Below are 24,954 nucleotides of genomic sequence, written 5' to 3'. Positions count from 1 at the left end.
ATGGGAGGGTTGTCGCGCCCGCCACGGGGGGGCCACGACGGCTCCTCAATGGCGGCTCTCAATGGCGCCTCGCTCCTTGGCGCATGAACGCGCCCCACGGTTACCGAATAAGGGGCGCTTGATCGGCGATCGCGGATTGTTTCCAGCCGCTGCCAATTTGCTGCATCCTGAAGCTCGGCGACGGAGCCAGCGAGCCGGCCACAGCCCCGATCGACGGCGTCAACTCGATCCGTTCCACCTGCTCGGGCAACCGCGCTCTGATAACGAATGGCCGCTCGCCGCCGCTCACCAAGGGCACATCGCTGATCGATGCCGCGTGGCTCAACCGTTTGTCCCCATTCAATTGGAGAACCAGTTGCGGGGCAATCGCGTCGCCTGACATGTTCACAAGACGCCCCCGCACCTCAAGGACGGGCCCCTCGGTCGAATTGGCCACCCGGCGAACGACCCCCTCAAGCCGCACCGGCGGAAGGCGAGGCTCATCCGCCAAGGCCGCATATAGGCGGTGGGTGCGAGGCCAAAGACGTTCGGTCAGCGTGCGATCAGTCACCACCAATGTCGCGACAATGACGATGACGGCCCAGGCCGACCATCCGACCGCCCGGGCGGGGGTCAAGCGATTACGGATCTTGGTACGAAAACGGGCCCGCCATCGCCGCGCCGCCCGGGCGCCGGGATCGAGTTGGCGACGACGGGAGGTCAATCGCTTCTTGAGCCACCGCCGTCCGGCCTCCACCGGCCCCAGGGACGCGGCGGCCGATAGAGGCGCAGGCGCGGGCTCTTCCATCTCAAGGACGGGCGTCGGCACCCCGTTCCCAAGGCTGAGCGCACCGCTCGAAACCGTCAACGCAGGCGTCCAGCTCCAAAGGGGTGCGTCCACATGGAGCCGGCCAGCCTGGTGATCGCCCTGTCGCGGCCCGTCATATGGCGCCGAAGAAGGGGCGGCCCGCTCGGCCTGCGCCGACGATGCTGACGGGCCGGGCAGCACCACCTCGCCCGTACCGCCGCCATCCTCTCCCCGATACGCGACCGGTGCCGGAAAATGCCCGGCATCGGGGCCGCTCACGGTAAAGGCGTCGTCGTCCGCAGCGAAGTCCTCGACGGCAAGCGCCAGATCTTCTGCTGGCGCCTCGACCTGTTGGTACGCCCCATAGGGGCGCAGCGCCTCTTCAAGGTCGATCATATCGATTAGGTCGGCGACGATGCCGCGCTCGATCCACACCGTACCGCAGCCGGAACACCGTACCTCTCGTCCGGAATCCGGAATGGCGGCAGCGGGAATCCGATAGACCTTCGGACAGGCCGGGCATGAGATCATCATTGCACACCCCCTCGGACTGGGCTGTAACCCCAAAAGACATGTCCGAGACCCGGTACACCGCCACGACCCCGCCGATCGTCGAGCTGCAGGACGTTGCGCTCGCCTATGATGACACACGCGAAGTGCTTAGACACGCAGATCTGATCCTGCGTGAAGGTGATTTCCGCTTCCTGACCGGCCCCTCCGGCGCCGGCAAGACGACGCTGTTGAAATTGATCTATCTCGCGCTGCGCCCCAGCGCCGGGCGTATACGAATTTTCGGCGAAGATGTCGGGGATCTGAAAACCGACGCGCGGTACCATATTCGGCGACGCATCGGCATTGTTTTTCAGGAGTTCAGGCTGCTCGACCATCTCACCGCCTATGAAAACGTGGCGTTGCCCATGCGTGTCATGGGCATTAAGGAAAGTGAGTATCGGGACGACGTTATTGAACTCTTAAGTTGGGTCGGGCTTGCCGACCGACTGACGGCGAAACCTCAGGTTCTCTCAGGCGGTCAAAAACAGCGGGTCGCCCTGGCGCGGGCTTTGGTATCAAAGCCGGATCTGATCCTCGCCGATGAACCGACGGGAAATGTCGACCCGGCCATGGGGGCGAAAATCATGCAACTTCTCCTTGAGCTGAACCGCCTTGGCACGGCGGTGATTGTCGCCACCCATGATTTCCACCTGGTCAGACGGATTCCCGAAAAAATCTTGAGGCTGAAAGATGGCCATGTCACCTTGCACGGCCCTCTCTCCGAACTGACGGGGACGCCATGATCGACAGCCCTTCGGCGCCGGACGATCCCCCCCCTGAAGAGGGAGGAAGCGAGAAATTGCCGCCTCGGCAGTCGGCCTTGCTCCCCGAGGCGGGGGCCGCCGGCACCCCCTTGACCGTCGTCCTCGCCGTTCTTGCCTTCATCGCCAGTATCGCCCTCGCCGGCACCTTGATGGTCGCGCGATCGACCTCGGACTGGACGGGCGAGTTAACCGGGGCGATCACCATCCAAGTCAGGGGGACCTCCATTGCCGAGATCAGGCGAAATGCCGACGCGGCCGAGGGGGTTCTTCAAGATACGATCGGTGTCCTCAATCTCGACCGGCTGAACCGGCAAGAGACCGAAGAACTCCTGTCGCCCTGGCTGGGCACGGACAGTCTTGGACCGGATCTACCGATCCCTATTCTGATCACTGCTGAAATTACCCCAACCCTGAGAGCGAATCTCAGCCCGCTCGTGGAGCGTCTGGCGGAGACGGCACCGACAGCCGTCCTCGACGATCATCATGTGTGGAACGATCGGCTCCTTTCGGCAGCGCGGAAGGCCGCCAACTTCGCCATTGTGATCTTTTTGACCATCTTCACCGCAACCGTCAGCGTGATCGTCTTTGCCACGAGGGCGGGGCTGGCGGCGAACCAGTCGACGGTTGAGGTGATGCATTTAATGGGGGCCACGGACCAGTTCATTGCCGATCAGGTGCAGCGCCGGTATCTAACCCTCTCCTTACGAGGCGGCGTCGCCGGCGCAGGGGTCGCCACCCTGGTGTTGCTCGCCATGGCGCAGACAAGCGAAGAAAGTAGCGGCGCCCTGTTCCTGCCCAATCTGGTCGCCGCCCCAACTCTCTTGATGTGGCTTTCCGTGGTGCCGCTGCTGTTATGCGCCACCGCCTCCATCGCCGCCCGCATCACCGTGCGACAGATCCTGACTCAGGACATCAGTTAAAGCGCTCAATAAAGCGGCCATTGCCCCCTTTCACCGCGCTAATCCGCTCTACGTCACGAAGGTCAAATTGATCGGCGGAGCGCCGGCGGAGAGGAGAGAGAACCGCGGCATGAACGACAGACAGCCCCATGAGGGAGCCTTCCGAGCCAAGGGGCCGCTCCACCTGCCGCTCAAACGGTGGCGGAAAGCCGTCTTTTCCCTCTTAGGCCGAATTGGTCAGGACAATCTCAGCCTGGTCGCCGCCGGGGTTGCCTTTTTTGCCTTTCTCTCCGTGTTCCCCGCCCTGGTCGCCCTTGTTGGACTTGTTGGCCTGATCGCCGACCCCGTTGACATCGTCGACGGGATCGCGGTTCTCGCCCCCGTTCTTCCCCCGAACGCCCTCGACCTCATTCAGACTGAATTGAGCCGGATCGCCGAAGGACGGGGGGAGGGATTGCTCGTTACGACCCTCTTCAGCCTCAGCATTGCCCTTTGGAGTGCCAATCGGGGCGTCAAGAACTTCGCCTTTGCCCTGACGATCGTTCACGACGAGACCACCAGCCGCAACATTGTCGTCATCAATGTCATCTCTCTGGCCTTGACGGCGATCATGCTGTTCGGCGCCATCGCCGCATTATCGGTCGTCGCGATCATCCCAATCGGCCTCCAATTTCTTGGATTACCGAATGGCGCTGAGCGGCTGATCAGCATCGCCCAGTGGATATTCCTATTCGTCCTGATCGTCGCGCTGGCGACCGTGGTTCTCAAATGGGCCCCGGATCGCCGCGCGCCGACCTGGCGCTGGTCCTGGCCCGGCGCCTTGCTCGGCACCATTCTCTGGGTCGGAACGTCACTTTTGTTTTCGTATTACGTCCGTCATGTGAACAATTTCAGCGCCACCTACGGCTCTCTCGCCACCGTCACCGTCGTCATGTTGTGGTCCTATCTGTCCGCCTTCGTTTTCCTGATCGGCGGTGAGCTGAACGCCGCCCTGGAGCGGCAAGCTCTCGGTGATTCGACCGTCGGCGGCGTTCAACGCCCAGGCAAAAGAGATGCCGTCCCCGCCGACACCATCCCTCCGTCTTAGGAAAGGTGGCCGTAATACCTTGCGGCCACCCGCGTTACTGACAGGCCAGGCACTCGTCGTAGTCAGTCCGTTCCGCCAGGGCCGCAGCAGAGGCCGCGTCGATCTCAGCCGCCCCTCTTCCCCCGGCGAATTGCGTCCGCTGAACCGATTTCGAGCGGCAATAATAAAGGGATTTCACGCCCTTCTCCCAGGCTGTCCAATGCAGCATGTGGAGGTCCCATTTATTGATGTCGCCGGGCAGGAAGACATTCACCGACTGGGACTGACAGATAAACGGCGCCCGATCCGCCGCAAGGTCGACCACCCACCGCTGATCGATCTCGAAGGCCGTCTTGAACACCGCCTTTTCTTCGTCCGTCAGACAGTCAAGATGCTGCACCGACCCCTCATTTTCGAGGATGGAGGCCCAGGTATCGTCGTCATTGCAGCCCTTTTCCTCGAGCATCTCCTCGAGGGCGCGGTTCTTGACGGTGAAGCTGCCCGACAGGGTCTTGTGGGTATAGACGTTCGCCGGGATCGGCTCGATGCAAGGGCTCGCCCCGCCACAAATAATGGAGATCGACGCCGTGGGGGCGATCGCCATTTTATGGCTGAAGCGCTGCTTGATCCCCCGCTCCGCTGCATCGAGACAGGCCCCGCGCTCCTCGGCCAGGGTCACGCTCGCCGCATCAGCCCCCATCCGAATATGCTTGAAGAGCTTGATGTTCCAGCTCTTGGCCATCGCGCTTTCAAAGGGGACCCCCATTTGCTGGAGGAAGGAGTGGAACCCCATCAAGCCCAGTCCGACGGACCGCTCACGCCGGGCGGAATAAACCGCCTTGGCCATTTCCGGCGGTGCGCGGTTGATGAAATCCTCAAGGACATTGTCGAGGAACCGCATCACGTCTTCGATGAAAGTGGGTTCATCCTTCCACTCGAAATATTTCTCCGCATTGACGGAGGAGAGGCAGCACACTGCCGTCCGTTCCTGGCCAAGGTGATCCTCGCCCGTGTGCAGCATGATTTCCGCACACAGATTGGACGTCGACACCTTTAGGCCAAGGTCTCGCTGGTGCTTGGCCATCGACCGGTTCACCGTATCCGCAAAGACAAGATAGGGTTCGCCGGTCTGCAGACGGATCTCAAGAATTTTCTGCCACAATTTCCGTGCGTTGACCGTGCGCAGGACCTCGCCGGTTTTCGGGGAGAGAAGCCCGAACTCCTCGTCACGAGCCACCGCCTCCATAAACGCATCGGTGATGTTGATGCCGTGGTGGAGGTTCAAGGATTTCCGATTGAAATCACCGGAGGCTTTGCGGATTTCGAGAAACTCCTCGATCTCCGGATGGTGGATGTCGAGATAACAGGCCGCCGATCCCCGACGGAGGGAGCCCTGGCTGATCGCCAAGGTCAAACTGTCCATCACCCGGATGAAAGGAATGATGCCGCTGGTCTGGCCGTGGCCCTTCACGCTCTCGCCGATCGACCGGACCCCGCCCCAATAGGTGCCGATACCGCCGCCATTCGACGCCAGCCAGACATTTTCGTTCCAGGTACCGACAATACCGTCGAGACTGTCGTCGACGGCATTCAGAAAGCAGGAGATGGGCAGCCCCCGACTGGCGCCGCCATTGGACAGAACGGGCGTCGCGGGCATGAACCACAATTTGGAGATATAATCGTAGATCCGCTGGGCATGGTCAGCATCATCGCCATAGGCCGTGGCGACCCGCGCGAACATATCCTGATAAGACTCGCCCTCAAGCAGATAACGATCGTCCATCGTGGTCTTGCCGAAATCGGTCAACAGCGCATCCCGCGACCGGTCGACAACGACCTCGCGCACCAGTTTGAGGGCGGGGCGCTGCTTGGTTCCCTCCTCGGTCTGAGGGGCGATCATGGTCTGAGGAGTTGTCGTTTCGGTTGCGGAAATGTCGCGCATAAATGTTGCCCCCTTGTTCTCAAATGACCCAGTCTATGACCATATCTAGATGCCTTTGGATGCCCACGGTCAAGATATGGTTATGCACACTTATTCTGAGTCGGGGTTTTCGGGTTAAGACGACCTTAATTTCGACCTAAATTTGCGATCAAGGCGCGTCGATCCCTAACTGCAGTCGACGCAGAAACCCCGTGAAATGGGCGGTGAACCCGCCTATCGATGACCGAGTAGAAGTGATCGGAGAAGCACCATGCGACATGTGTCCCTAGCCGCCCTTTCCGCCATCCTGTTGGCAACTGGATGCGGGGGCGACGCGCCGGAAGAGGCGGCGGAGACAACCACCGCGACGACCGAGGGCGAAAGCCTCGACATTCCCGCCGCCCCTAATCCCGTCGGTGAGCGCAATGTGCAGATGGCCCAGGAATTTCTGCAACAGAATGCCGAACGAGACGAGGTCCGCGTGTTGGATAGCGGCCTTCAGCTCGAAGTCATCGAGCCAGGCGACGGCGCCAGGCCGGATCGCGAGGATCTGGTCCGGTTTCATTTTAGCGGTCAGCTTCTCGACGGCACGGTGATCCAGGACAGCCGCGCCGGCGGGGAGCCGCTGGCGGTGCCCTCCCCCCTGGTGCCGCAAATCGAATCCTGGGCCGACCTTCCCATTCCCGGCCTGCCCTTGGCGCTCGCCGAAATGGAAGAAGGAAGCCGTGTCCGCGCGGTCATCCCCCCAGAGATCGTTTCCCCCGAGGGGCAACGGACCCCCTTCCCCGAAGGAACGGCCCTGATCTTCGACATCGAACTCGTTGAGGTCGTCGAGGAGGGGAATACGGCGCGTCTCGCCGAGGTCGAAGCCCAGCAACAAGAATTGATTGACCGTCTGCGTGCCGAGCAGGAAGCCGCCCAAGCCGCCGCGCAGGAGGCCTTGGCCCAAGCGGCGGCAGCCAATCGCGAAGCCTCGACCGCCTTTTTGTCGGAAGTACGGAGCCGCGAGGGAATCCAATCGACCGCGAGTGGTCTTCTTTACGAGGTCATCGAGGATAGCGGGAATTCAGAAAGCCCCGAGGCGACCGATGTGGTCACGGTACATTACCGCGGCACCCTGCCGGACGGTCAGGAGTTCGATAGCTCCTATGCACGGGGAGAACCCACCAGCTTCCCCCTCGACAGGGTGATTTCCGGCTGGACCGAAGGCGTGGCGTTGATGGATGTGGGCGACAAGTACAAATTCTATATCCCGGCGTCGCTTGCCTATGGCGAGCAAGGCACCCCCGGCGGCCCGATCGGCCCCGAACAGGCCCTCGTCTTCGAAATCGAGCTGATCGACTTCGAAGAGCCAGGCCAACAAGGCGGGTGACCCGCAGCGGGGCCAGCGGAAAAGAATTAACCCTTTCCCGTTGGCCTCTCGACTTCCCCGTTTGATCGGTGAATTATTACCTAACGGGCAGTAAATAGCCCCAATAATTCATAATAGCCTCGCCCAGACTGGCCGGGGCAAAGAATGGGGCGGGAGGAGAGTATGGGGAAGACCCTTGCGCGGAATAGGTCGTTTGTCATGCGCTGGGCCCTGCCCACGATCGGCCTGATCACCCTGTCGGCGTGTACCGCAACCGATATCTCGGCGACCCCTTATGAAAAGGCTGAGGCTGCCACAATCATTGCGACCTACAGCCCACCGCTGCCCGAAACCTGGGAATGGCGAGAAGCCCCCTTTGACGACGGCACCCTCCGTTGGGGGATCGCGACCGCTGAGGAGCCTAAGGGCACCTTGTTATTCCTGCCCGGCTTCAGCCAGTTCATTGAGCTTGAGGCGGACCTCCTCACGAAATGGCATGCCGCCGGCTATACGGTCGTCGCGCTCGACTTGCCCGGCCAAGGACAGTCCGACGGGCGGCAGGATTATCCCACCCTTCCCTGGTCGGGGGATATGAGTGCCTATGGCGATGTGATCGCCGCCTTTGCGGCAGGCAATCTCGCCGATCTTCCGCGTCCCTTTATTCCCATCGCCTACAGCTTTGCCGGTAATGCCGTCCTGCATGCCATTACCGAAGAGACGCTGACCGCCGATGCCGTGGTGCTGATGATGCCGGCCTTTCGGGTTCGGACCGGTCCCTGGCCCGAATTCCCGGCCTTTCCCTTTCTGGCGGTCGCGGACGGCCTTGGCTTCGGCGAAGCGCTGGTGCCCACCAGCCAGGAATTTCGTCTTGATACAGAGCTTTTTTCCGCGACGCCGGTCTGCCGCTTTCGGCCGGACCGATCCTATCTGACCAACGCCTATTTCCTTACCCGGCCCGAATACCAGGTCAGTCCCCCCACTATTGCTTGGGTGAATGGTCTTGAGCGCTCGGGCTACAGCTTTGCCAACACGTCGGCACTCGAAGAGGTGTCGGTGCCGATCCTGACCTTGATCGCCGGCAAGGATGCCCTGATCGATAATAGTCGGACCCGCACAATTTGCAGCTCCAAGCTCTCCAACTGTACCCTGATCGAATTTTCGGAGGCCGGTCACTGCACCTATACCGAACCTGACTCTCATATTCAGATCGTCGCTGACCGGGTGATCCGCTTTGCAGATACCCTCACCCAACAGGACACAGCGTCCGCCGAGAGCGCGCCGGAGACGAACCAATGACCTGTCAATCACTGGCCGCCCTTGTCCTGATAGGGATGGTCGCGGCCTGTGCGACCCCCGGCGCCCAGGATCGCCTAGCCTGGGCCGAAGCGGAAATCGACCGCCATGCGCCCCCCCTTCCCACGGCATGGGAATGGCGTACCTTTCCCTTCGAAGCGGGCGAATTGCGTTGGGGGATCGCCGAAGCCGAGAATGCCAAGGGCACCATCTTATTCATGCCCGGCTTCACGACCTTCATTGAGTATTATGCCGGTGCCCTGACCCGTTGGCATGAGAACGGCTACACCGTTATCGGGCTCGATCTGCCCGGACAGGGCGGATCCGACGGGCGGGCCGACCACCCCGATCGGCCCTGGTCGGGGGATATGGAGGATTATTCCCGGATCGTCAGTACCTTCGCCGCGGCGGCCCTGCCCGATCAACCGCGACCTTTGATTGCCTCAGGGCATAGTTTCGGTGGGCATATCGCCTTTCTGGCGCAGGCTGACGGCACCCTCGATGCGGATGCGCTGATCCTGCATATGCCAAGTTTCCGGGTCAGGTCGCGGATCGTGCCCGAAGGGCCAACCCTAGCGATTCTTGGCGTTCAAGAGCGGATCGGGCTCGGCGGCGCCCTCGTCCCCGGCGGTCAGATCTATCGGATCGACCGGGACATGCTTTCCGGCGATAATCCTTGTACCTATAACGATCAACGCTCCGCGCTTCAGCGGGCCTATTACATCACCAATCCGGCGTTCCGGGTGAGTGCCCCGACCGCCGAATGGGTGGCGGGAATGGACCGATCGGGGAAAAGGCTGGCGGAGGAAGCGGACCTGTCGCATGTCGATATCCCGGTACTGGCCCTGATCGCGGAAAATGATCGCGTGATCTTCAATGATCGGACAATCGAGATTTGCGGCGACCAGCTGCCCCAGTGTCGACTGGTCCGGTTCAAAGACACCGGCCATTGTTTCTACACGGAACCAGAAGCCACCCGGCTTGCAGCCGACCGTCAGATTTTGCAATTTGCGGATATTGTGGCCTCGACCTTTTCGCCCTGATCTGGGGCAGGAGATACGGGCGGCCCCACGGCAATTTTTTGCCTTTGGCGTCCTACAAAGGTAGCGTCCGCAGTGATAGGAGGACGCCCATGACCGAACTGCTTACCGAGACCCAAGACGGGGTCACCACCCTCACCCTGAACCGCCCCGATGCGATGAACGCCTTCACCGCCGAGCTTCTCGGCGCGTTGAAAGAAGCGGTCCAGGAGGCCAGCGCCACCGCCAAGGCTATTGTGTTGCGCGGCGCTGGCCGGGCCTTTTCCGCGGGCGTCGACCTCAAGATCTTGCAGCAATCAACTCTTACCCATGGCAAGGTGGGGGAGGCCTTTGACGGGCCGGCCGGTGAGACGGCCAAAGCTATTCGCGCCAGCAAGGTCCCCGTGATCGCCAGGGTTCATGGGGCCTGTTTCACCGGTGCCCTTGAGCTGGCTCTTCACTGCGACTTCATCCTGACCACCCTGGACACGAAATTCGGTGACACCCACGCCAAATTCGGCCTCCGCCCCACATGGGGGATGAGCCAGACCCTGGTGCAGGCCGTCGGCCTGCGCCGCGCGCGCGAATTGTCCTTCACCGCAAAGACATTTTCCGGCGACGAGGCGGCCCGTTGGGGGCTCGCCAATGCTGCCTTTGCGTCGGAGGCGGAGCTTGACGCCGCGCTCGATGACATCACCAAGCGGATCGCCGCCAATTCCCCCGGCGCGATCGGTGCCTATAAGGATTTGTTCGCCCTGGCGGCGGAGAATCGTCCCCTTGAGGACGCCCTCGCCGAAGAATTGTCACGTGAGTATCCTCAGATTACGGATTCCGCAGACCGGCTTGCGGGCTTTGGCAAAAAGTAGTCGCCAATAAAAAAGGGCGGAGAGATGGTCTCTCCGCCCCCCTCATCAGACGTTTAATGCGTCAGGCCGCGGCAAGGCGCTCTTCCGCGAAATCCCAATTCACCAGATTGTCGAGGAAATGCGTCATATAGTCAGGACGCGCATTTTGATAATCGAGATAATAGGCGTGCTCCCACACATCCATGGTGAGAAGCGTCGTCACACTCTCATCGGTGAGGGGACAATCGGCGTTCAGCGTTTTCAGGATCTCCAGGCTGCCGTCCTTTTTCGCCACGAGCCAGGCCCAGCCGGATCCAAATTGCGTCCCACCCGCATCTTTGAATTTCGCTTTGAACTCATCGTACGATCCAAAGCTCTTATCGATGGCTTCGGCGATCTTGCTTCCCGCCTTCGGCGCGCCGCCGCCATTGGGGCTCATGGATTGCCAATAGATATTGTGGTTCCAGACCTGTGCTGAATTGTTGAACAGCCCCTGATTGGCGGTCTTTTTCGCTTCCTTCACAATCGCTTCGAGATCGGCATCGTCGAGGGCCGTCCCTTTGATCGCGTCATTGGTCTTGGTCACATAGGCCTGGTGGTGCTTGCCGTGGTGATAGTTGAGCGTGTCCTCAGAAATATGCGGCGCCAGCGCCGTTTTCTCGTAGGGTAAGTCCATCAATGAAATGGCCATGGGTCGTCTCCTATTGGAAGTGAAACTCTCCCATGAAGTAACCACCCTGTCCGACCCGTCAACGGCCCAACGGCGTGCGGGGACGCTTGCTCAATAATAAGCGCGCAACAAATGCCGGATCATGGCAAAGAGATTCATCGCCAGAAGTCGCTCGGGCCATTCTTGGCCAAGGGCGAGCCGGCGAGCCATGCGGCACAATAGGACCGACCATTCGGCCAGCAGCCACAGCAAGGTGGCGCCGAGGGCGGCAAGCAAGCCGCCCGCTTGGGCATCGACGGCCACCAGAAAGGCGATCGTCGCCGCGAGCGGCACGCAAAGTCGCAAAGCGATGGCCGTCATGCTGGCAAACGAAAACCTTATATCCGTCAACGCATAGCTGAGAAATGTTTGATCCATGGGTGTTGTATCCTATCGGCCCTGCCGCCGGAAAGTCGTCGCCCATACCGCAATTCGTGCAGATGGGGGAAGAAAAAGCGGCAGCCCCGCCTTTAAGACATAAAGAAAGCTTTATATATTAGGAGGGAAAGATGGACGAATGGATGCGCCACGATGACCTCTAGTCGACGAGACAGCCTGATCTCAGCCCTGGAAGAGCGGATTTTGATCCTCGACGGGGCGGGGGGGACGATGATCCAACGGGCCAAGCCCACCGAGGAGGATTACCGGGGCGAGCGTTTCGCCGACTGGCCGAAAGACCTCGGTGGCAATAACGATCTCCTCACGCTGACAAAACCTGATCTGATCAGGTCGATCCATGATGAGTATCTCGCGGCCGGTGCCGACATCATCGAAACCAACACATTCAGCTCCACCACCATCGCCCAGGCCGATTACGACATGCAGTCCCTCGCCTATGAGCTGAATGTCGAGGGCGCCCGCATTGCGCGGCAGGCGGCGGACGCGGCCGCCACCCGCGACAAGCCGCGCTTTGTGGCGGGGGCCATCGGGCCGACCAACCGCACCGCCTCGATCAGCCCCGATGTCAACGACCCCGGCGCGCGCAACACCGACTTCGACAGTCTCGCCGCCGCCTATGCCGAGGCCGCCCGGGGGCTCCTCGAGGGGGGGGCGGATTTATTGCTGATCGAAACGATCTTCGACACGCTGAATGCGAAGGCGGCCCTGTTCGGTATCGATCAACTCTTCGGCGAACTTGGCGAAAAAGTGCCGCTCATGCTGTCAGTGACGATTACGGACCAGTCAGGCCGCACGCTTTCGGGGCAAACCACCGAAGGGTTCTGGAATAGTGTTCGCCACGCCGAGCCCCTCAGCGTCGGGATCAATTGTGCCCTCGGCCCTGATCTTATGCGCCCCTATATCATGGAATTGTCGCGGATCGCTGAGACCTATGTTTCCGCCTATCCCAATGCCGGACTGCCGAACGCCTTCGGGGAATATGACGAAACCCCGGAGGGGATGGCAGCCCATATCGGCGAATGGGCGGAGAGTGGCTTTCTCAACATCATTGGCGGCTGCTGCGGGACGACCCCGGATCACATCCGCGCCTTCGCCGCGCGCGTGTCGGGGGTCCCGCCGCGTCAGCGTCCCGCTCGGCCAGTCGTCATGCGTCTCTCCGGTCTCGAGCCGGTCTCGATCGCCGGGTGAGCGTCAGCCAGCGAGGTAAGCGTCAGTCATAAGTGAATTGGCCCATCCCCGCCCGCCCCTCGGGGAAATCGGGGTCGGATAAACGCCGGGTACCGGCCACCCGTCCCAGCGGCACCGCCGCTTGGGTGGCGCGCTCATCGTCCGTCACCTGCCCTAGGGCGATAAGGGCCGCCCGAAGCACGGAAAGCTGGCCGCCGCCATTCTCTGGATAGACCGTCTGACGGGGGAAGCGGCGCGCCGTCTCCCGATCGGCCTCGGCCCAATCCGTGAAAATCTCTCCCTCCCTCGGGCCCGTCGCCAGGCGGAGCCCCGCGCGGAGGGGCAAGGTTTCGGGCGCCGCCGCCGCGCGGGCCAACAGGAATGGCGCCATGTCCGTCAGCAATTGCCGGGCAAGAGAACTGCCTCTCCGTGTTTCGAGGGCAAGCACCAGGGCCAGGAAATCATGCTGCCAAGGTGAAATGGCCGACGGCTCGGGCGCAGAGGGGGTCGACACGATACCCGACAGAATGCCGCGCCGGACCTGCCTCGCCTTCAGCTCCGCGAGGGTGGTGTCCCGCGCCTGCGCAAAGACCGGTTTCAGGGGGTCGGTGTCAGGCAGAATGAAGGCCGCATTGGCAAGGCTCCTCAGCCCCCAGGCGGTCGTCCGCAATTGCAGGCTTCTGGCGACACTAAGGCCGGTTGGCGCCCGAAATTCGGGCCAAAGGCCATTGAGGGCGTAAGCCGCCTCATCGGCGAGGGCATCGGCATAAATCGGCTCTGCGGTGAGAACATAGGCGGGGTAGGCGAGGCTAGGCTTATGGGCGAGATCGGGGTCCCACGGGCCCGACGACCCGGCGAACAGGATCGGCGGGAACTTCGCCTCCCCCTGTCCACTGCCGCGCGCGTCGGCCCAGAAGGTCGGGTTTTCCTGTGGATTGACGGGCGCCCCCGGGGGATCGTCGTCGAAATGCCAGGGGATGGTGAGGGATAGATCGGCAAGCCCGATCACCCATTCCGGCGCTCGCCTTTGCCCATCGCGCAGCCAGGCCGCCGTCCAATGGGTAACCGGACCAATATCGGGGCGCGCCCCCCCCGCCCCCATGGAGGGCTGAAGAGAACCGGTCTCGCCCGGCAAGACCGGTGAGGGGAGCTCAGACCCGAGGATCGGAGGGGGGTTGCGGTGCGGCGCCAGGGCGGGAAAAGCGGCGCGGGCCATGAGATCCGTGGGACATTGCGCGGCGGCCCGCCGGGGGGCGTCCTCAAGGGCCCAGGTCCAAGCACTATTACGGGGGTGAAGGGCGACCCGCTGCCGGACAGGCTCCTCCGTCCACCCCTCAATGGCCACTTCATAATGGAGCTCCCGCGGATAGGCGGAAAACGTCCTCTGATTCTCGAAGGTCAGTCGCAATTCCCGCCTGCCATCGACGAAAATCCGCGCATCGATGACCAAGGAGAGCAAAGGAGAGAGCGCGACCCGGACCCGTACATCTTGCGAAAGCGGGGTGACGGTTTGCGTCTCTGCGTTAGCGATCAGCTCCGCCAATAAGAGCGTCGCTTGATGATCGCCGCCGCCAAGGGTGCCGGTGGCCTCAACCCGTACCCCGGCAAAAGCGTCCGCCAGATCAATCTGGAGGGGGGGGGCCTCGGCCGTTCCCTCAAGCCGGCGCAGCGCGCCGCTCAGAAGCCGCGGGGGCAGACCGGCCGTCTCCACAACAAGGGCGCCGTGCTTGACCGAGCCGTCTTGATATGTCGCCAGGGGCGTCAGATAGGCTCGGCGCTGGTCATCGCCGATCTTTGCGATCAGGGAATCCGTCGCCACCACCATGCCGGGCGCGAAAACGATCCCAAGGCGGGTTATCCCTGCCCCCCTCGCCGAGCGGTCCCCCGGATAGAGCGTCAGGCAAGCCACCTCTTCGCCCGAGGCTGTGGGGGCCGGGCGCATTTCAGCCGCTATGGGGGGGGCGAGGGCCGCCGTGAGGAGACTTATTCCTGCCACCGTACTGAGGCGGCAGCACCTTCCGGCAAGCCCCATGACCCCTACTCCTCCCGCAAGGAGGCGCGCGCTTCCACGGTCCTCCAAAGGTGCTTTGCCCATGTTGCGCCACGATGATGCCGCAGGGACGATTGAAAATCCGGGACGAACCTGCTTTCAACCCTATGACATAGGTAAGCCCCTACCCTCCCCCTTAGGCGAGAAGGATAACCAATCAATGGACCAAGCCCCCGAACGCATCACCATCCTCGCCCACGAATTTTCCGCCGCCGCTCTCGAATTTCACCGCGGGAAAATGGCGGAAAAAGGGTATGTGCTGGAGGGGTCGATCACCCCACGCCAGTTCCAAATGATCGAAGGCGATGGCGGTCCGCAGGACTTGTTCGACGGCAAGCCGTTATTCGCAGTGACGTTCCGCAAAAAAGAAGCAGAGTGAAACCGACCTCTAAGCGGTTTCGGCCCGTGCGCCACTGACGAGATAAATCGGTGAGCCGCAGTCCGTCTCCGTTGGGGGCTTCACCTCTTCTTCCGCCATCTCGATCCCGGTGACGGTGAACAAGGCGCCTTTATCGGGCTCCCCCTCCGCAGTGATCTTCCATCCATGTCGTTGGCAAATACGCTGGCAGGTGGCGAGACCGACTCCGCTGCCTTCGATATGGGAGGTGGAGGGCAAGCGTTGAAAGGCGCCGAAAATCTTCTCTTTCTGCGAATTGTCGAAGCCAACCCCATTGTCCCCGACGGTCAGCCGCCCCTCTTCGGGGTCAAGCTGGATATGGATGACCGGCGCCCGCTCAGGCGATCGATATTTAAGTGCGTTGCCAATCAAATTCTGGAGCAATTGGTGCAAGAGTGAGCGGTCCGCCCGGATGCACGCATCGACCGTCGGCGTGAGGATCGTCCCTGCATATTTGTCGATCTCCTCAATCAGATCCCGCTCAACCCAATGGACCGCCTGTTCGACTGAGACCGTGTCGAGTGAGAGGCTTTGCTTGCCGCAACGCGCATGTCCGAGAAGATCCGACACCAAGCTGTGAAGGCGGCGAGCTGACTTCTCCGCGAAATTGAGAAGCGTCGCCGCTTCATCGGGAAACACCTCTCCGTAGTCGGACTGGAGAGTATTCATCAGAGTGAAAAGGTGTCGCAAGGGCGCCTTCAGGTCATGGGCGGCCATGCGGCTGAATTCCTCCAGCTCGACATACTCCCTTTCCAACTGGTCACGGATATTTTTTTCGCGGGCGGTTTCCCACCGCAGGGCAGCCTGGCGCGTTGTCAATTTCGCCATTTTGGCTGTGTATTGATCGTACTGACAATGCGAAAGAAGGACGTAATCAACTTTTTTTCGGTCACTTAGCGTGAGGGGCGTTACGTCGAAGGCGATGCGATCAGCCTTTTTCCACCCTTCAGTCTTTGGCTCGAGATAGACACGTCCGCGTCCTGCGACCGAAATCATCTCGCCGATCATCTGACGGGGATCTCCTGAGAAGAGGAGAGAAAGTGAGAGGGGTGAAACGGAGGCCAAGTCGCCTCTGTCTATTCGAAGCAGCCTTTCCAGCTGCCGGTTCGCGAGGACGATCTCGCCGCTCTTACCGACAACGATCGTGGCTATGGGGTTTTGTTCGAAATAGCAGCGTTGGATAACCTCGGAGAGCGATCGGTCAGCCGAAGAATTCTCTTCCACCTTCTCCCTCCTGGAAGTGTATGATCACGCGGCAGCTTGGCGCCCCGGACGCAATCGTTTCGGGCAGTTCCAAGCGGGAATACCCCAGATTTTTTGCCGAAATCGACCCGAAGACATTCATCGTCATGGCACAGAGCGAAGGGCGGTTCACGACTTGAGCGGAAAAGGGGCACCGGGAATTGACGAGGATCATCTTGTCCTCATCCAGATGCTCGATATGAAATCCCCCTTGGATGTTCTGTTTCAAGTCGACGAGCGCCTCGGCCACTTGTCTTGCATTCATTTTCTTGACGTTGAATGCCTTGAGATATTCATCATTCATTCGTTCCGCCATTCGCGTACCGACTAATGTGACGAACCCTTCTGCAGCTTCGAGACCGACTGTATCTTCCAAAACCCCCGACAATTCCCGCAGAAGCTCACGAAGGAATTGATCACGGTCTCGTCCCTTTACGAGCGGGATATCCGAAACGTCTGGCAAGGCGGTCATAGGTCAACTCCGCAGAGACTGATGGCACTCAATTGCTGTCGATCATTCGATCTTGATTTTATTACCCATCGGTGAAGTGGGAAAAAATTACCAACCTATGGTTGTTTTGCGCTTCAATCCTTCGTGAAGAACCTCCCAAGCCCCAGACAATTCCTCAGCATAAAGCAAAGCGGCTGCCGCGCCCGCGACGGTCGACAGGCGGCTCTCTGCGGCTATGTTAATAATTGTAAGCGATCTGATCTGGAGAGAAAGACATGAAGCGCGCCATTTGGGTTTTCGGATTGCTGGCAATGGGCGCGTCCGCATGTGCCACGGCCTCAAAAGTCACCATCGCCAACCGCCTCGAAGCGGCGGGCTTGAGCCGTGAGAACAGTGTCTGCATGGCCCGTGAACTCGATGACCGTCTTGACGATGAGCAATTGGCGGAGTTCGCCCGGTTCACCGTGCAGGTCAGTCGGTCAGATACCGCCAAGGGCGTGGTGAGCGAGCTGCGTAAAATTTCTAATCCGCAAATCGCGTCCGCCGTTCTGCGGTCGAGCATTGCGTGCGCCTTCGGACAATGAGCATTCCCCTCAGCGGGTCGGCGCTCGATGGGCCACTGAAGCGCGTTGTCGATCATGCCGTAGCACGAATCGACCGCGGCGAGGATCTCGGCGTCGGCGTAACCGTCCTTCGACATGGCGCCCCGCTTCTCGATCTGCGGGCCGGTTGGCGCGATCGCAAGCAGACAACCCCCCTCGACCAAACTTTGCTGCCTGTCTATTCCTGCGGAAAGGCCGTCCTTGCGGCCTTAACCTTGGCGGCCATAGAGCAGGGTGTCCTCGATTATGACGCGCCTGTCGCGGCGATATGGGACGCCTTCGGTCAGAACGGCAAAGAATCGGTGACCCTCGCGCAAGCGCTGAGCCATCAGGCCGGGATACCGGGCATTCGGACCGAGATCAGTCCCAGTCTGTGGACTGACTGGGAGGGGATTTGCGCGGTCATCGCCGCGGAGACCCCCATGTGGCCGCCGGGCACGGCCTCGGGCTATCACCCCCAAACGGTCGGCTTTATCGTCGGTGAATGCCTCAGGCGCGTTCATGATCGCACCGTCGGCGCGCAGGTCGCGGCCCTCGGCCTCGATATTCACTGCGGGATGACAGGCGCGATAACGGAGCGGGCGGGTCCGATGGTGAAGCCCACAGGACTGCCCGATTTTGGCGATCGGCGGGACGAGGCCATGATCGCGTTCATGACACCCTGGGCGCAGGCGGGGGGGGTCGACCGTCAAGCGTGGATGGCGGCGGAGATTCCGGCCTCCAACATGCACGCCACATCCACTGGTCTTGCGCATTTGATGCAGGTCTTTGCCACAGGACAACTCGACGGTCGGGAGGTTGCTTCCGACCAGGCGCGTGCCGCGGCCCTCGCCCCCCGGATCGAAGGGCCGGACAAGGTGCTGCCCTTCGATCTTTCCTGGGCAGCCGGCTTGATGCGGAACACGATCGGGGCCCTCGGCCCTTCGGAAACTGCCGTCGGTCATTACGGCTTTGGCGGCTCCTTCGTCCTCGCCGACCCTGCCCATGGGCTGTCGATCGCCTTTGTCCCCAACAAGATGGAACCGATCTTGATTGGGGGCCAACGCGCGACATCTCTCATTCAGCTTGTGTACGAAGAATTGGAGCTGGTATGAGCCTTGTTTCATGGATCAGACCCCTTTCGCTCGTCGGGCTCCCCCTTCTTATCCTGATGGCCGGCCCACCGGTCCGCGCCGAGGAGGAGATCCCCGCCCCGCTCAATGACGTTCTGCGCGACGCAGAGGACCGAGGCGCGCTTAAAATATCCTACACGATGCGTTTTGACTGGCCAGGGGCCTCCCCCGTCACCGCCCGGTTCGACGCGACGACATCGCAATGGCAACTCCTAGCGGGGGATCCTGAGGACCTGCCCGCCCCGGCCCGTGAAAAGTTCCAAAATGTTCAGCGCTCGGAGTCGCGCCCAGGGGGGCTACTTTACGGCGATTTCCGCCCCTATTTGGCCGACATCGCCCTGATTGAGGAAACTGAGACGCACTTTCTGTACAGCTTTGTCCCGACTCAGATTGGCGATGCCGCCGCGCGCGAACCTGAGCAGGACATCCTTCGCACTCGACTGATCGTGACCAAGGACACGCCTCACCTCACACTCTACGAAGTACGGGGCTTGCGCCCCTTCAAACCGAATCCTGCGACCAAAATGGAAGAATTCGTGGTCACCCAACGCTTCGCTCCTCTCGGCGAAGACGGCCCGGTCGTCCTGCGTGAGCTCTACTCGCGCCAGAAGGGCGACCGCTTTTTCCGTCCTGTCGATATCGAGTTCACCGCCACATTCTCGGCGTTCACCGCCATCGATTAGAACCGCGATGAGGGCAAGGGCGCCTGCTCGACGGCCAGGGCTTCGATCCGCCCTCTGTTCAGACGGATTTTCCCCCAGACGGCGGCAAATTGCCCCCACTGCGCCACCATCTGGCGGACCGGGTGATCGGTCTTCCATTTTTGGTATTTTTGCCGCTGGGTCAGATCGTCGAAATAGCAGGTGACGCTGCCCCCCCCGAACCGCGAAGCGTACCAGTTCAGGAACAGCACGATGCCGTAGCCGCGCATCATCTCCGACCACTGAAGAGAAGCGGCAAGAGCCTTGGCCGCGCAAAAGTCGCTCTTGAGGATCGCACGCTCGCCGCTAATCGGGCCAAACAGCCACGCCCATAATGCCTTGATTACCCGGTTGCGGGCCCAGCCTGGCCAGGTGGGCGGCACCCCCCGGGAACTGGTCACCTGCATCATCTGCCCCATCCGAAATCGATCGATCAGCGTACCGACATGGTCTGGACGGAGGCCGACAAGATCGGCATCGCACCACAGAAGGATGACCTCCCCCTCCTCATCGTCGAGATGATGCATAATCGCCTCCCCCACCGGCACACGGCGGGGTAATCTGAGGGTGCGGGCGCCCAGGGCCTCGGCAATTGCCGCCGTCGCATCCTCCGACCCATCATCGACCACCTGCACCCGATCCACGAGCGGACAGGCCTTGAGCGCTGAAATGACAGCGCCGATCGTCGACTCCTCGTTATAGGCGGTAACACAGGCAATAACCGGAAGCTCTGACCGGGACATCCAAACGCCCTCCCCTACCGCCTACCGCCACGCAAGAAGTCTCACCGCGTTCTCATTGTTCCGGCGCACCGATTCGCGCTAGCGTCATTTTCCCGAAGGAGTCCATGATGATCAGTTTCGCGACCGCGCTTTTGGCCACCATTCTCACAGGAAATGCCGCGGCGGCTGGCAGCGCTGCCCAGTCGACGGAGAATTTCGACGATTTCCGGAGCGAGTTTCGGCAGGAGGCCATTGGCCAGGGAATCGATCCCGCCGTCTATGACCGCGAAATGCGCGCCGCCACGCCGCTCGCCGTGGTCCTGGAGCGAAACAGCAACCAACCGGAATTCAGTCGGCCGATTTGGGCCTATCTCGACAGCGCTGTTTCCGACACCCGAATTGCCAATGGCATCGCCGCCACCCAACGCCAGGCGGCTCAACTCGATGCGATCGAAGCCGAATATGGTGTCGACAAGGAAATCATCGGCGCGATCTGGGGCTTGGAAAGTTCCTACGGCGCCATTCTCGGCGATTACGACATTATCTCGGCCACCGCGACCCTCGCCTATCAAGGCCGACGTCAATCCTACGGCCGCTCCCAATTGATCGGCGCCCTTAAAATCCTGCAAAATGGCTATGCTGATCGTTCCCAATTAAAAGGGTCGTGGGCCGGGGCGATGGGACAGACCCAATTCATCCCCACAACCTATCTGTCCTACGCCGTCGATGAGGATGGCGACGGTAAACGTGATCTCTGGGGGAGCTATGGGGACGTCTTCGCTTCGACGGCGAATTATCTGTCCCGGTCAGGCTACGAAGTGAATGCGCCATGGGGGTTTGAAGTCCGCCTACCGCAGGATTTCGACTATGCGACCGCTAATCTCCAGACCAAACGATCCGTAGGTGAATGGCTTAGCCGAGGGGTCGAAGCCCCCGCCGCCCGCCTGGGGAAAACTGTCGATCTCAATACGACCGCCTCGATCATCGTTCCCGCCGGCGCCGCGGGACCTGCCTTCATGGTCTTCGACAATTTCCGCGCCATCATGCGCTATAATAATTCCACCGCCTATGCTTTGGGGATTGGTCTTCTCTCGGATGCGATTGCGGGCCGACAAAGCGCCCTTTCCACCCAATGGCCGCGGGACGATCGCTCCCTTTCGCTGACAGAGCGAAAGAGCCTTCAACAGACCCTCAAGGAACGGGGATATGATCCCGGTCCGGTCGATGGGATCATTGGGGCAGGCACCAAGGCGGCCCTTCGGGCATGGCAGCGCGACCAAGGGTTACCCGCCGACGGCTATGCCTCTGCCAGAACATTATCCGTCCTCAGCATGAATTAATGGGTCTTCGTCCACCGTTGACGGAGCAGGCGGGAAAGGGCCTGCGATCCGTAGAATTCGACGATATCTATTTCCAGCCAGAGGACGGGACCGCAGAAAGCAGCCATGTCTTTCTGGAAGGGAACGATCTTCCCGAACGCTTTGCGGCGATGGATCTCCAACGCCCCTTTGTGATCGGAGAGTTGGGGTTCGGCACTGGCCTTAATTGTCTGACCGCCATGAAGATGTTCCTGGACCGTGCCCCAAGGGAAGGACGATTGGAGCTGTGGTCGGTCGAGGGCTATCCCTTCTCTCCTCTCGATTTTACCTCCATCGCTAAGGATCATGGCCAGCGGACGCCGGCGCTTGCCGATCTCGCCGCCCGGCTCTCCCATCTCTATCCGGTGCCCCGCCCTGGTTTGGCGCGACTGGACCTGTCGCCCCGGCTGACCTTGACCCTTGCCTTTGGCGATGTGGACGACCTCCTTGAGAGGTCTTCCTTTGCGGCGGATGCCTGGTTTCTCGATGGCTTCGCGCCCTCGCGAAATCCCGCCATGTGGTCTCCCTCCGTCCTCAGGGCCGTCGCCGATCACACACGTCCGGGCGGGACTTTTGCGACCTTTACCGTCGCGGGCGCAGTCCGGCGCGGGATGGAGGCGGCAGGGTTCTCCCTCGCCCGACGCGCCGGATACGGAAAAAAACGGGAAATGCTGACCGGACGGCTTGGCCAAGCTCAGCCCTCGATCCAGTCCGGGACGGGCGCGGTGAAAAGCATCGCCATTATTGGCGCCGGTATCGCCGGCGCCGCCTTCGCCCATGGGGCACATCAGGCCGGCTTCCGTCCTATACTGATCGATCGCGGAGAGGCCGGGAATGGGGCCTCCGGCAATCCGGTCGGACTTCTCATGCCGCGCCTCGAAGCCGCCGACAATCCAGCCGCGCGGTTCTATCGTGACGCCTTTTTTTATGCCCTACGCTTCTACTGGGACCATACGCCTGAGGCCCTCTCTCCCCTTGGGGGAACGCTGGCCTGCGATGGCACGCGGTATAAGAAAATCTGCGCCACAGGCCTTTGGGCGGATGAGGATTTTGCCGTCATCGACGGGGTCACTTTGCACAGTCCCCATGCCACCCTCCTGCGCCCGCGCGACGCCGTCACCACCCTGATCGAGGAGGTGGAAGTGATCAGGGGTGAGGTGATTGATATCTTCCCATCGGACAACGGCTTGACCTGCACCCTGACCAACGGCCCCCAACAAAGGGTGGAGGCGGATCACATGATCCTCACCGCTGGCCCCGGATCCGCGCTGATCAGTCCCCTGATCACGGATTTGAGCGCCAGCCGCGGCCAGATCGACCTTTTTGCGACATCTGAGCCCCCCCGCTCCATCCTGACAGCCGATGGCTATGTCGCCCCCTATGCAGGTGCGGCCCAGAAAGGCGGCATTGCCGCCGGCGCCACCTATGACGATGTGCCGCTGGACCACGACCCCCGTCCGACCAAGGCGTCAAGCGAGATCAATCGCCGAATGGCGGAGGCCCTGATGACGCAGCGACTCGATCCGCCCTTCGATCAGCGTGCCGCCCTGCGTGCCGTCACAACGGATCGGCATCCAATGCTTGGTGTCCTCGGATCGACGAGGAGGCAGGCAGACGATCCGATAAATACCGCCATTCTTGGGGTGATAACCGGCCTCGGCTCCCGTGGCCTCGTCACCGCCCCCCTGATGGCAGCTTCGCTCATTGCCACTCTAACCGGAGGGGTGCAGCCGATAGAACGGCAAAGCCTGCGCCTCCTCTCGCCCCATCGATTTGCCGAACGTCGGGATCGGCGGGCGGGGCATAAGCCCAGTTGATCAAGCCTTTGGTCCTCACGCCTTCTGCTGGGCAAGACGAGTCTCGCGTCATTCAGTCGAGGGAAGGAAGAACGCCTTATTCCTCGCCCTCTTCGGCTGCCTCGCCAGTGTCTTCCGTGTCTTCGGCCTCATCCTCGGTGGCTTCTTCTTCCGCCAGGGGCTCACCAGTGACATAGGCGTTAAGCTCATCGTCACTGACCGATCCGTTGCCGTCGATATCGAGGCGATCGACCAGTGCCCGGCAATCCGCCAGATCGCCGGCATCGACCGAGCCGCCGATTTCGGCCACGTCGATCAGGCTCTCGCAGCGCTCATATTCCCGCTCGCGCTGTTCTTGCCGCTGAAGTCGCTCAACTTCATTCTGACGACGGATGGTATCCTCGATCGCGTCGATATAGTTGATCCAGCCCTGGGCGGTGCGCCGCGAATTGGAGTATTGCAGCGCGCGCTGAAACTGCCGCCGCGCTGCCAACCGACCTGCACGGGTTTCACTGTCAATATTGAAATAGGCCGAGCCCAGAAGGACGTAAATGTCACCGCGGTCACGTTCGCTAAGCCCACCTCTTTGGAGCGCACTCTCAAGCGCGTCGATTCCTTCTCGGTATTGCTCGCTCGCCATGTAGCTCTGGCCGAGGCGATAATAGAGTTCTCCGCTGGGAGAAATCTGCGCCGCCGCCTGCAACGCTTCAATCGCGCGGTCCTGCTCACGGGCCATGGACCATAGCTGGGACAGGAGGGTCAGGTTCTTCAGATTGCGTTCGACGGTCCCCGCCTCCATCTCACGCTGAAGCAATTGTCCACCGCGGAACGGGTTGTCGAGGTCCGAATAAAACTGGGCAAGGCTGACGATCTTGTCGGCATCCGTAATCAGTCCCGCATTATAAGCCGCCTCCAACGTCGCGAAGGCGTTCTTATTGTCGCCAGCCTGATAATACGCCCCGGAGAGTTGCGACCAATAGCTCTCATTGTTCGGGAACCGCTCGACCATTTCTTCGAGCAGCCGTGCCCGCTCGGCATTCAGGTTCAGTTCGGCATAGATCAGGTTGAGAAGACCATAGGTCTTTTCTTCCTTCTTGTCGTCATATTGAAGCGCTTGCTCGGCAGGCCGCCGAGCCGCCTGGAAATTATCCTGGCTGGCATAAGCCGCGGCGAGAATGAACCACGCATTGGAATCTTCGATATTCCCTTCCTGGTTCAGGTAATCCCTCATGAACCGGATGGTCTGCGCGTAGTTCTCTTCCTGGAAGTAGAGCTGGGCAACGTTATACCGAATTTGTGTCAGTCGATCGAACGGAAGCTCATCAATCTCCAGGACACGGACGAAATCTTGAAGGGCGGCGGAATAATTTTCCATCCCCGCATACACCGCCCCCCGAATTTCCAAGGCGGTGGAGCGGTCGAAGTCGCTGAGATCATTTCTATTGAGGAGCCCATTCAACCGGTTGAGCGCCGCTTGGTATTGAGCGGGTTCCGCATTGATCTCATTCAGGGCTTCACCGAGCACCTGGGCCGTGCGGGTCCCAAGGCTAAGCCGAGCACGGCGGCGGGCCTCTTCCTCGGTTTGCTGAAGCAGAACGGACGCATTGGCCGTGACCGTGCTGGCCGTGACCATGACAGGAGCGGCGCTAGCACTCGCGCTCGGCGCTCCGCCCAGGAGACAGACGGCCCCGACGCTCGCCGACATCGCTAGTGCTGAGAGATGATTACGCATGATGTCCAATCTCTTCATC

General features: G+C 61.0%; 22 protein-coding genes and 1 pseudogene. 14 read left to right on the top strand and 9 right to left on the bottom strand.

What is annotated here, in order from left to right:
• Positions 1–100: 100 nt before the first annotated feature.
• Positions 101–1,321, bottom strand: a complete 1,221-nt coding sequence (locus PB2503_RS06095) for a zinc-ribbon domain-containing protein (protein WP_013300358.1) — start codon at positions 1,319–1,321, stop codon at positions 101–103.
• 38 nt (positions 1,322–1,359) lie between these two features.
• On the opposite strand from PB2503_RS06095, the gene ftsE reads away from it, so the two are divergent.
• The 3 genes from ftsE to PB2503_RS06080 all read left to right on the top strand — a co-directional run bounded on the left by ftsE (position 1,360) and on the right by PB2503_RS06080 (position 4,089).
• Entirely contained in the window at positions 1,360–2,082 is a 723-nt protein-coding gene (gene ftsE / locus PB2503_RS06090; RefSeq protein WP_013300357.1) for a cell division ATP-binding protein FtsE, read from the top strand.
• Positions 2,079–3,023: a cell division protein FtsX gene (locus PB2503_RS06085; RefSeq protein ID WP_013300356.1), complete on the top strand. Its 945-nt coding sequence runs from the start codon at positions 2,079–2,081 to the stop codon at positions 3,021–3,023. The genes ftsE and PB2503_RS06085 overlap by 4 nt, the downstream gene beginning before the upstream one ends.
• A gap of 109 nt (positions 3,024–3,132) precedes the next feature.
• Positions 3,133–4,089, top strand: a complete 957-nt coding sequence (locus PB2503_RS06080; RefSeq protein WP_013300355.1) for a YihY/virulence factor BrkB family protein — start codon at positions 3,133–3,135, stop codon at positions 4,087–4,089.
• A gap of 34 nt (positions 4,090–4,123) precedes the next feature.
• Here PB2503_RS06080 and PB2503_RS06075 read toward each other — a convergent pair whose 3' ends face one another.
• Positions 4,124–5,968, bottom strand: coding sequence for a ribonucleoside-diphosphate reductase subunit alpha (locus PB2503_RS06075; protein WP_049782037.1), 1,845 nt, complete (start codon positions 5,966–5,968; stop codon positions 4,124–4,126).
• 292 nt (positions 5,969–6,260) lie between these two features.
• Between PB2503_RS06075 and PB2503_RS14850 the strand changes: the two genes are divergently transcribed.
• The 4 genes from PB2503_RS14850 (at position 6,261) to PB2503_RS06055 (ending at position 10,518) form a co-directional block, all read left to right on the top strand.
• Complete coding sequence (locus PB2503_RS14850) at positions 6,261–7,361, top strand: BamJ family beta-barrel-assembly machinery protein (RefSeq protein ID WP_013300353.1); 1,101 nt, start codon at positions 6,261–6,263, stop codon at positions 7,359–7,361.
• A gap of 162 nt (positions 7,362–7,523) precedes the next feature.
• Positions 7,524–8,636, top strand: coding sequence for an alpha/beta hydrolase (locus PB2503_RS06065; RefSeq protein ID WP_013300352.1), 1,113 nt, complete (start codon positions 7,524–7,526; stop codon positions 8,634–8,636).
• The gene (locus tag PB2503_RS06060; protein ID WP_013300351.1) at positions 8,633–9,676 is read left to right on the top strand and encodes an alpha/beta hydrolase; all 1,044 of its coding nucleotides are present in this window, start codon (positions 8,633–8,635) and stop codon (positions 9,674–9,676) included. Before PB2503_RS06065 ends, PB2503_RS06060 begins: the two co-directional genes overlap by 4 nt.
• An 89-nt stretch (positions 9,677–9,765) precedes the next feature.
• Entirely contained in the window at positions 9,766–10,518 is a 753-nt protein-coding gene (locus PB2503_RS06055) for an enoyl-CoA hydratase/isomerase family protein (RefSeq protein ID WP_013300350.1), read from the top strand.
• Between the two features lie 61 nt (positions 10,519–10,579).
• Here PB2503_RS06055 and PB2503_RS06050 read toward each other — a convergent pair whose 3' ends face one another.
• Both PB2503_RS06050 and PB2503_RS06045 read right to left on the bottom strand, forming a co-directional pair.
• Positions 10,580–11,188, bottom strand: coding sequence for a superoxide dismutase (locus PB2503_RS06050; protein ID WP_013300349.1), 609 nt, complete (start codon positions 11,186–11,188; stop codon positions 10,580–10,582).
• Positions 11,189–11,278: 90 nt separating this feature from the next.
• Positions 11,279–11,584, bottom strand: coding sequence for a hypothetical protein (locus PB2503_RS06045; RefSeq protein WP_013300348.1), 306 nt, complete (start codon positions 11,582–11,584; stop codon positions 11,279–11,281).
• 153 nt (positions 11,585–11,737) lie between these two features.
• Here PB2503_RS06045 and PB2503_RS06040 point away from each other — a divergent pair.
• Positions 11,738–12,784: pseudogene (locus tag PB2503_RS06040) on the top strand (homocysteine S-methyltransferase family protein); the annotation flags it as partial.
• A 31-nt stretch (positions 12,785–12,815) separates the two neighbouring features.
• On the opposite strand, the gene PB2503_RS06035 reads toward PB2503_RS06040, so the two are convergent.
• Positions 12,816–14,804, bottom strand: coding sequence for a hypothetical protein (locus PB2503_RS06035; protein WP_041534917.1), 1,989 nt, complete (start codon positions 14,802–14,804; stop codon positions 12,816–12,818).
• A 178-nt stretch (positions 14,805–14,982) separates the two neighbouring features.
• Between PB2503_RS06035 and PB2503_RS06030 the strand changes: the two genes are divergently transcribed.
• Positions 14,983–15,201, top strand: a complete 219-nt coding sequence (locus PB2503_RS06030; RefSeq protein ID WP_041534916.1) for a hypothetical protein — start codon at positions 14,983–14,985, stop codon at positions 15,199–15,201.
• Between the two features lie 9 nt (positions 15,202–15,210).
• Here PB2503_RS06030 and PB2503_RS06025 read toward each other — a convergent pair whose 3' ends face one another.
• The gene (locus PB2503_RS06025) at positions 15,211–16,443 is read right to left on the bottom strand and encodes a sensor histidine kinase (RefSeq protein WP_013300344.1); all 1,233 of its coding nucleotides are present in this window, start codon (positions 16,441–16,443) and stop codon (positions 15,211–15,213) included.
• On the bottom strand, positions 16,421–16,933 hold the full coding sequence (locus tag PB2503_RS06020; protein WP_013300343.1) for a methanogen output domain 1-containing protein: 513 nt from the start codon (positions 16,931–16,933) through the stop codon (positions 16,421–16,423). Before PB2503_RS06020 ends, PB2503_RS06025 begins: the two co-directional genes overlap by 23 nt.
• A gap of 254 nt (positions 16,934–17,187) precedes the next feature.
• On the opposite strand from PB2503_RS06020, the gene PB2503_RS06015 reads away from it, so the two are divergent.
• Genes PB2503_RS06015 through PB2503_RS06005 form a run of 3 tightly spaced genes read left to right on the top strand, consistent with a single transcriptional unit; the run spans position 17,188 to position 19,309 of the window.
• Positions 17,188–17,496 (top strand): hypothetical protein, encoded by a 309-nt coding sequence (locus PB2503_RS06015; protein WP_013300342.1) that lies wholly within the window; start codon positions 17,188–17,190, stop codon positions 17,494–17,496.
• On the top strand, positions 17,493–18,608 hold the full coding sequence (locus PB2503_RS06010; RefSeq protein ID WP_013300341.1) for a serine hydrolase domain-containing protein: 1,116 nt from the start codon (positions 17,493–17,495) through the stop codon (positions 18,606–18,608). Before PB2503_RS06015 ends, PB2503_RS06010 begins: the two co-directional genes overlap by 4 nt.
• The gene (locus PB2503_RS06005; RefSeq protein WP_013300340.1) at positions 18,605–19,309 is read left to right on the top strand and encodes a hypothetical protein; all 705 of its coding nucleotides are present in this window, start codon (positions 18,605–18,607) and stop codon (positions 19,307–19,309) included. The genes PB2503_RS06010 and PB2503_RS06005 overlap by 4 nt, the downstream gene beginning before the upstream one ends.
• On the opposite strand, the gene PB2503_RS13885 is transcribed toward PB2503_RS06005, so the two are convergent.
• On the bottom strand, positions 19,306–20,070 hold the full coding sequence (locus tag PB2503_RS13885) for a glycosyltransferase (protein WP_013300339.1): 765 nt from the start codon (positions 20,068–20,070) through the stop codon (positions 19,306–19,308). The two genes, PB2503_RS06005 and PB2503_RS13885, sit on opposite strands and share 4 nt — an antisense overlap.
• Before the next feature lie 104 nt (positions 20,071–20,174).
• Here PB2503_RS13885 and PB2503_RS05995 point away from each other — a divergent pair, with 104 nt between their 5' ends.
• The gene (locus tag PB2503_RS05995; protein WP_148235212.1) at positions 20,175–21,389 is read left to right on the top strand and encodes a lytic murein transglycosylase; all 1,215 of its coding nucleotides are present in this window, start codon (positions 20,175–20,177) and stop codon (positions 21,387–21,389) included.
• The gene (mnmC2, locus tag PB2503_RS05990) at positions 21,389–23,224 is read left to right on the top strand and encodes a tRNA (5-methylaminomethyl-2-thiouridine)(34)-methyltransferase MnmC2 (RefSeq protein ID WP_013300337.1); all 1,836 of its coding nucleotides are present in this window, start codon (positions 21,389–21,391) and stop codon (positions 23,222–23,224) included. The genes PB2503_RS05995 and mnmC2 overlap by 1 nt, the downstream gene beginning before the upstream one ends.
• Before the next feature lie 76 nt (positions 23,225–23,300).
• Here mnmC2 and PB2503_RS05985 read toward each other — a convergent pair whose 3' ends face one another.
• Entirely contained in the window at positions 23,301–24,935 is a 1,635-nt protein-coding gene (locus PB2503_RS05985) for a tetratricopeptide repeat protein (protein ID WP_158305827.1), read from the bottom strand.
• Between the last annotated feature and the right edge of the window lie 19 nt (positions 24,936–24,954).

The sequence above is a fragment of the Parvularcula bermudensis HTCC2503 genome (assembly GCF_000152825.2).
GTDB lineage: Bacteria > Pseudomonadota > Alphaproteobacteria > Caulobacterales > Parvularculaceae > Parvularcula > Parvularcula bermudensis.
The sequence above is the reverse complement of the archived record's forward strand: the minus strand, read 5'-3'. Positions and strand labels throughout refer to the sequence as shown.

Excerpts from the sequence above, each read along its gene's own strand:
- PB2503_RS06065 (WP_013300352.1), top strand. The coding sequence starts at position 7,524 with ATGGGGAAGACCCTTGCGCGGAATAGGTCGTTTGTCATGCGCTGGGCC.
- PB2503_RS06035 (WP_041534917.1), bottom strand. The coding sequence starts at position 14,804 with ATGGGGCTTGCCGGAAGGTGCTGCCGCCTCAGTACGGTGGCAGGAATA.
- PB2503_RS06095 (WP_013300358.1), bottom strand. The coding sequence starts at position 1,321 with ATGATGATCTCATGCCCGGCCTGTCCGAAGGTCTATCGGATTCCCGCT.
- PB2503_RS06075 (WP_049782037.1), bottom strand. The coding sequence starts at position 5,968 with ATGATCGCCCCTCAGACCGAGGAGGGAACCAAGCAGCGCCCCGCCCTC.
- PB2503_RS05995 (WP_148235212.1), top strand. The coding sequence starts at position 20,175 with ATGATGATCAGTTTCGCGACCGCGCTTTTGGCCACCATTCTCACAGGA.
- PB2503_RS06030 (WP_041534916.1), top strand. The coding sequence starts at position 14,983 with ATGGACCAAGCCCCCGAACGCATCACCATCCTCGCCCACGAATTTTCC.
- PB2503_RS06020 (WP_013300343.1), bottom strand. The coding sequence starts at position 16,933 with ATGACCGCCTTGCCAGACGTTTCGGATATCCCGCTCGTAAAGGGACGA.
- ftsE (WP_013300357.1), top strand. The coding sequence starts at position 1,360 with ATGTCCGAGACCCGGTACACCGCCACGACCCCGCCGATCGTCGAGCTG.
- PB2503_RS13885 (WP_013300339.1), bottom strand. The coding sequence starts at position 20,070 with ATGTCCCGGTCAGAGCTTCCGGTTATTGCCTGTGTTACCGCCTATAAC.
- mnmC2 (WP_013300337.1), top strand. The coding sequence starts at position 21,389 with ATGGGTCTTCGTCCACCGTTGACGGAGCAGGCGGGAAAGGGCCTGCGA.
- PB2503_RS06015 (WP_013300342.1), top strand. The coding sequence starts at position 17,188 with ATGAAGCGCGCCATTTGGGTTTTCGGATTGCTGGCAATGGGCGCGTCC.
- PB2503_RS06055 (WP_013300350.1), top strand. The coding sequence starts at position 9,766 with ATGACCGAACTGCTTACCGAGACCCAAGACGGGGTCACCACCCTCACC.
- PB2503_RS06050 (WP_013300349.1), bottom strand. The coding sequence starts at position 11,188 with ATGGCCATTTCATTGATGGACTTACCCTACGAGAAAACGGCGCTGGCG.
- PB2503_RS05985 (WP_158305827.1), bottom strand. The coding sequence starts at position 24,935 with ATGCGTAATCATCTCTCAGCACTAGCGATGTCGGCGAGCGTCGGGGCC.
- PB2503_RS14850 (WP_013300353.1), top strand. The coding sequence starts at position 6,261 with ATGCGACATGTGTCCCTAGCCGCCCTTTCCGCCATCCTGTTGGCAACT.
- PB2503_RS06005 (WP_013300340.1), top strand. The coding sequence starts at position 18,605 with ATGAGCCTTGTTTCATGGATCAGACCCCTTTCGCTCGTCGGGCTCCCC.
- PB2503_RS06010 (WP_013300341.1), top strand. The coding sequence starts at position 17,493 with ATGAGCATTCCCCTCAGCGGGTCGGCGCTCGATGGGCCACTGAAGCGC.
- PB2503_RS06045 (WP_013300348.1), bottom strand. The coding sequence starts at position 11,584 with ATGGATCAAACATTTCTCAGCTATGCGTTGACGGATATAAGGTTTTCG.
- PB2503_RS06060 (WP_013300351.1), top strand. The coding sequence starts at position 8,633 with ATGACCTGTCAATCACTGGCCGCCCTTGTCCTGATAGGGATGGTCGCG.
- PB2503_RS06085 (WP_013300356.1), top strand. The coding sequence starts at position 2,079 with ATGATCGACAGCCCTTCGGCGCCGGACGATCCCCCCCCTGAAGAGGGA.
- PB2503_RS06080 (WP_013300355.1), top strand. The coding sequence starts at position 3,133 with ATGAACGACAGACAGCCCCATGAGGGAGCCTTCCGAGCCAAGGGGCCG.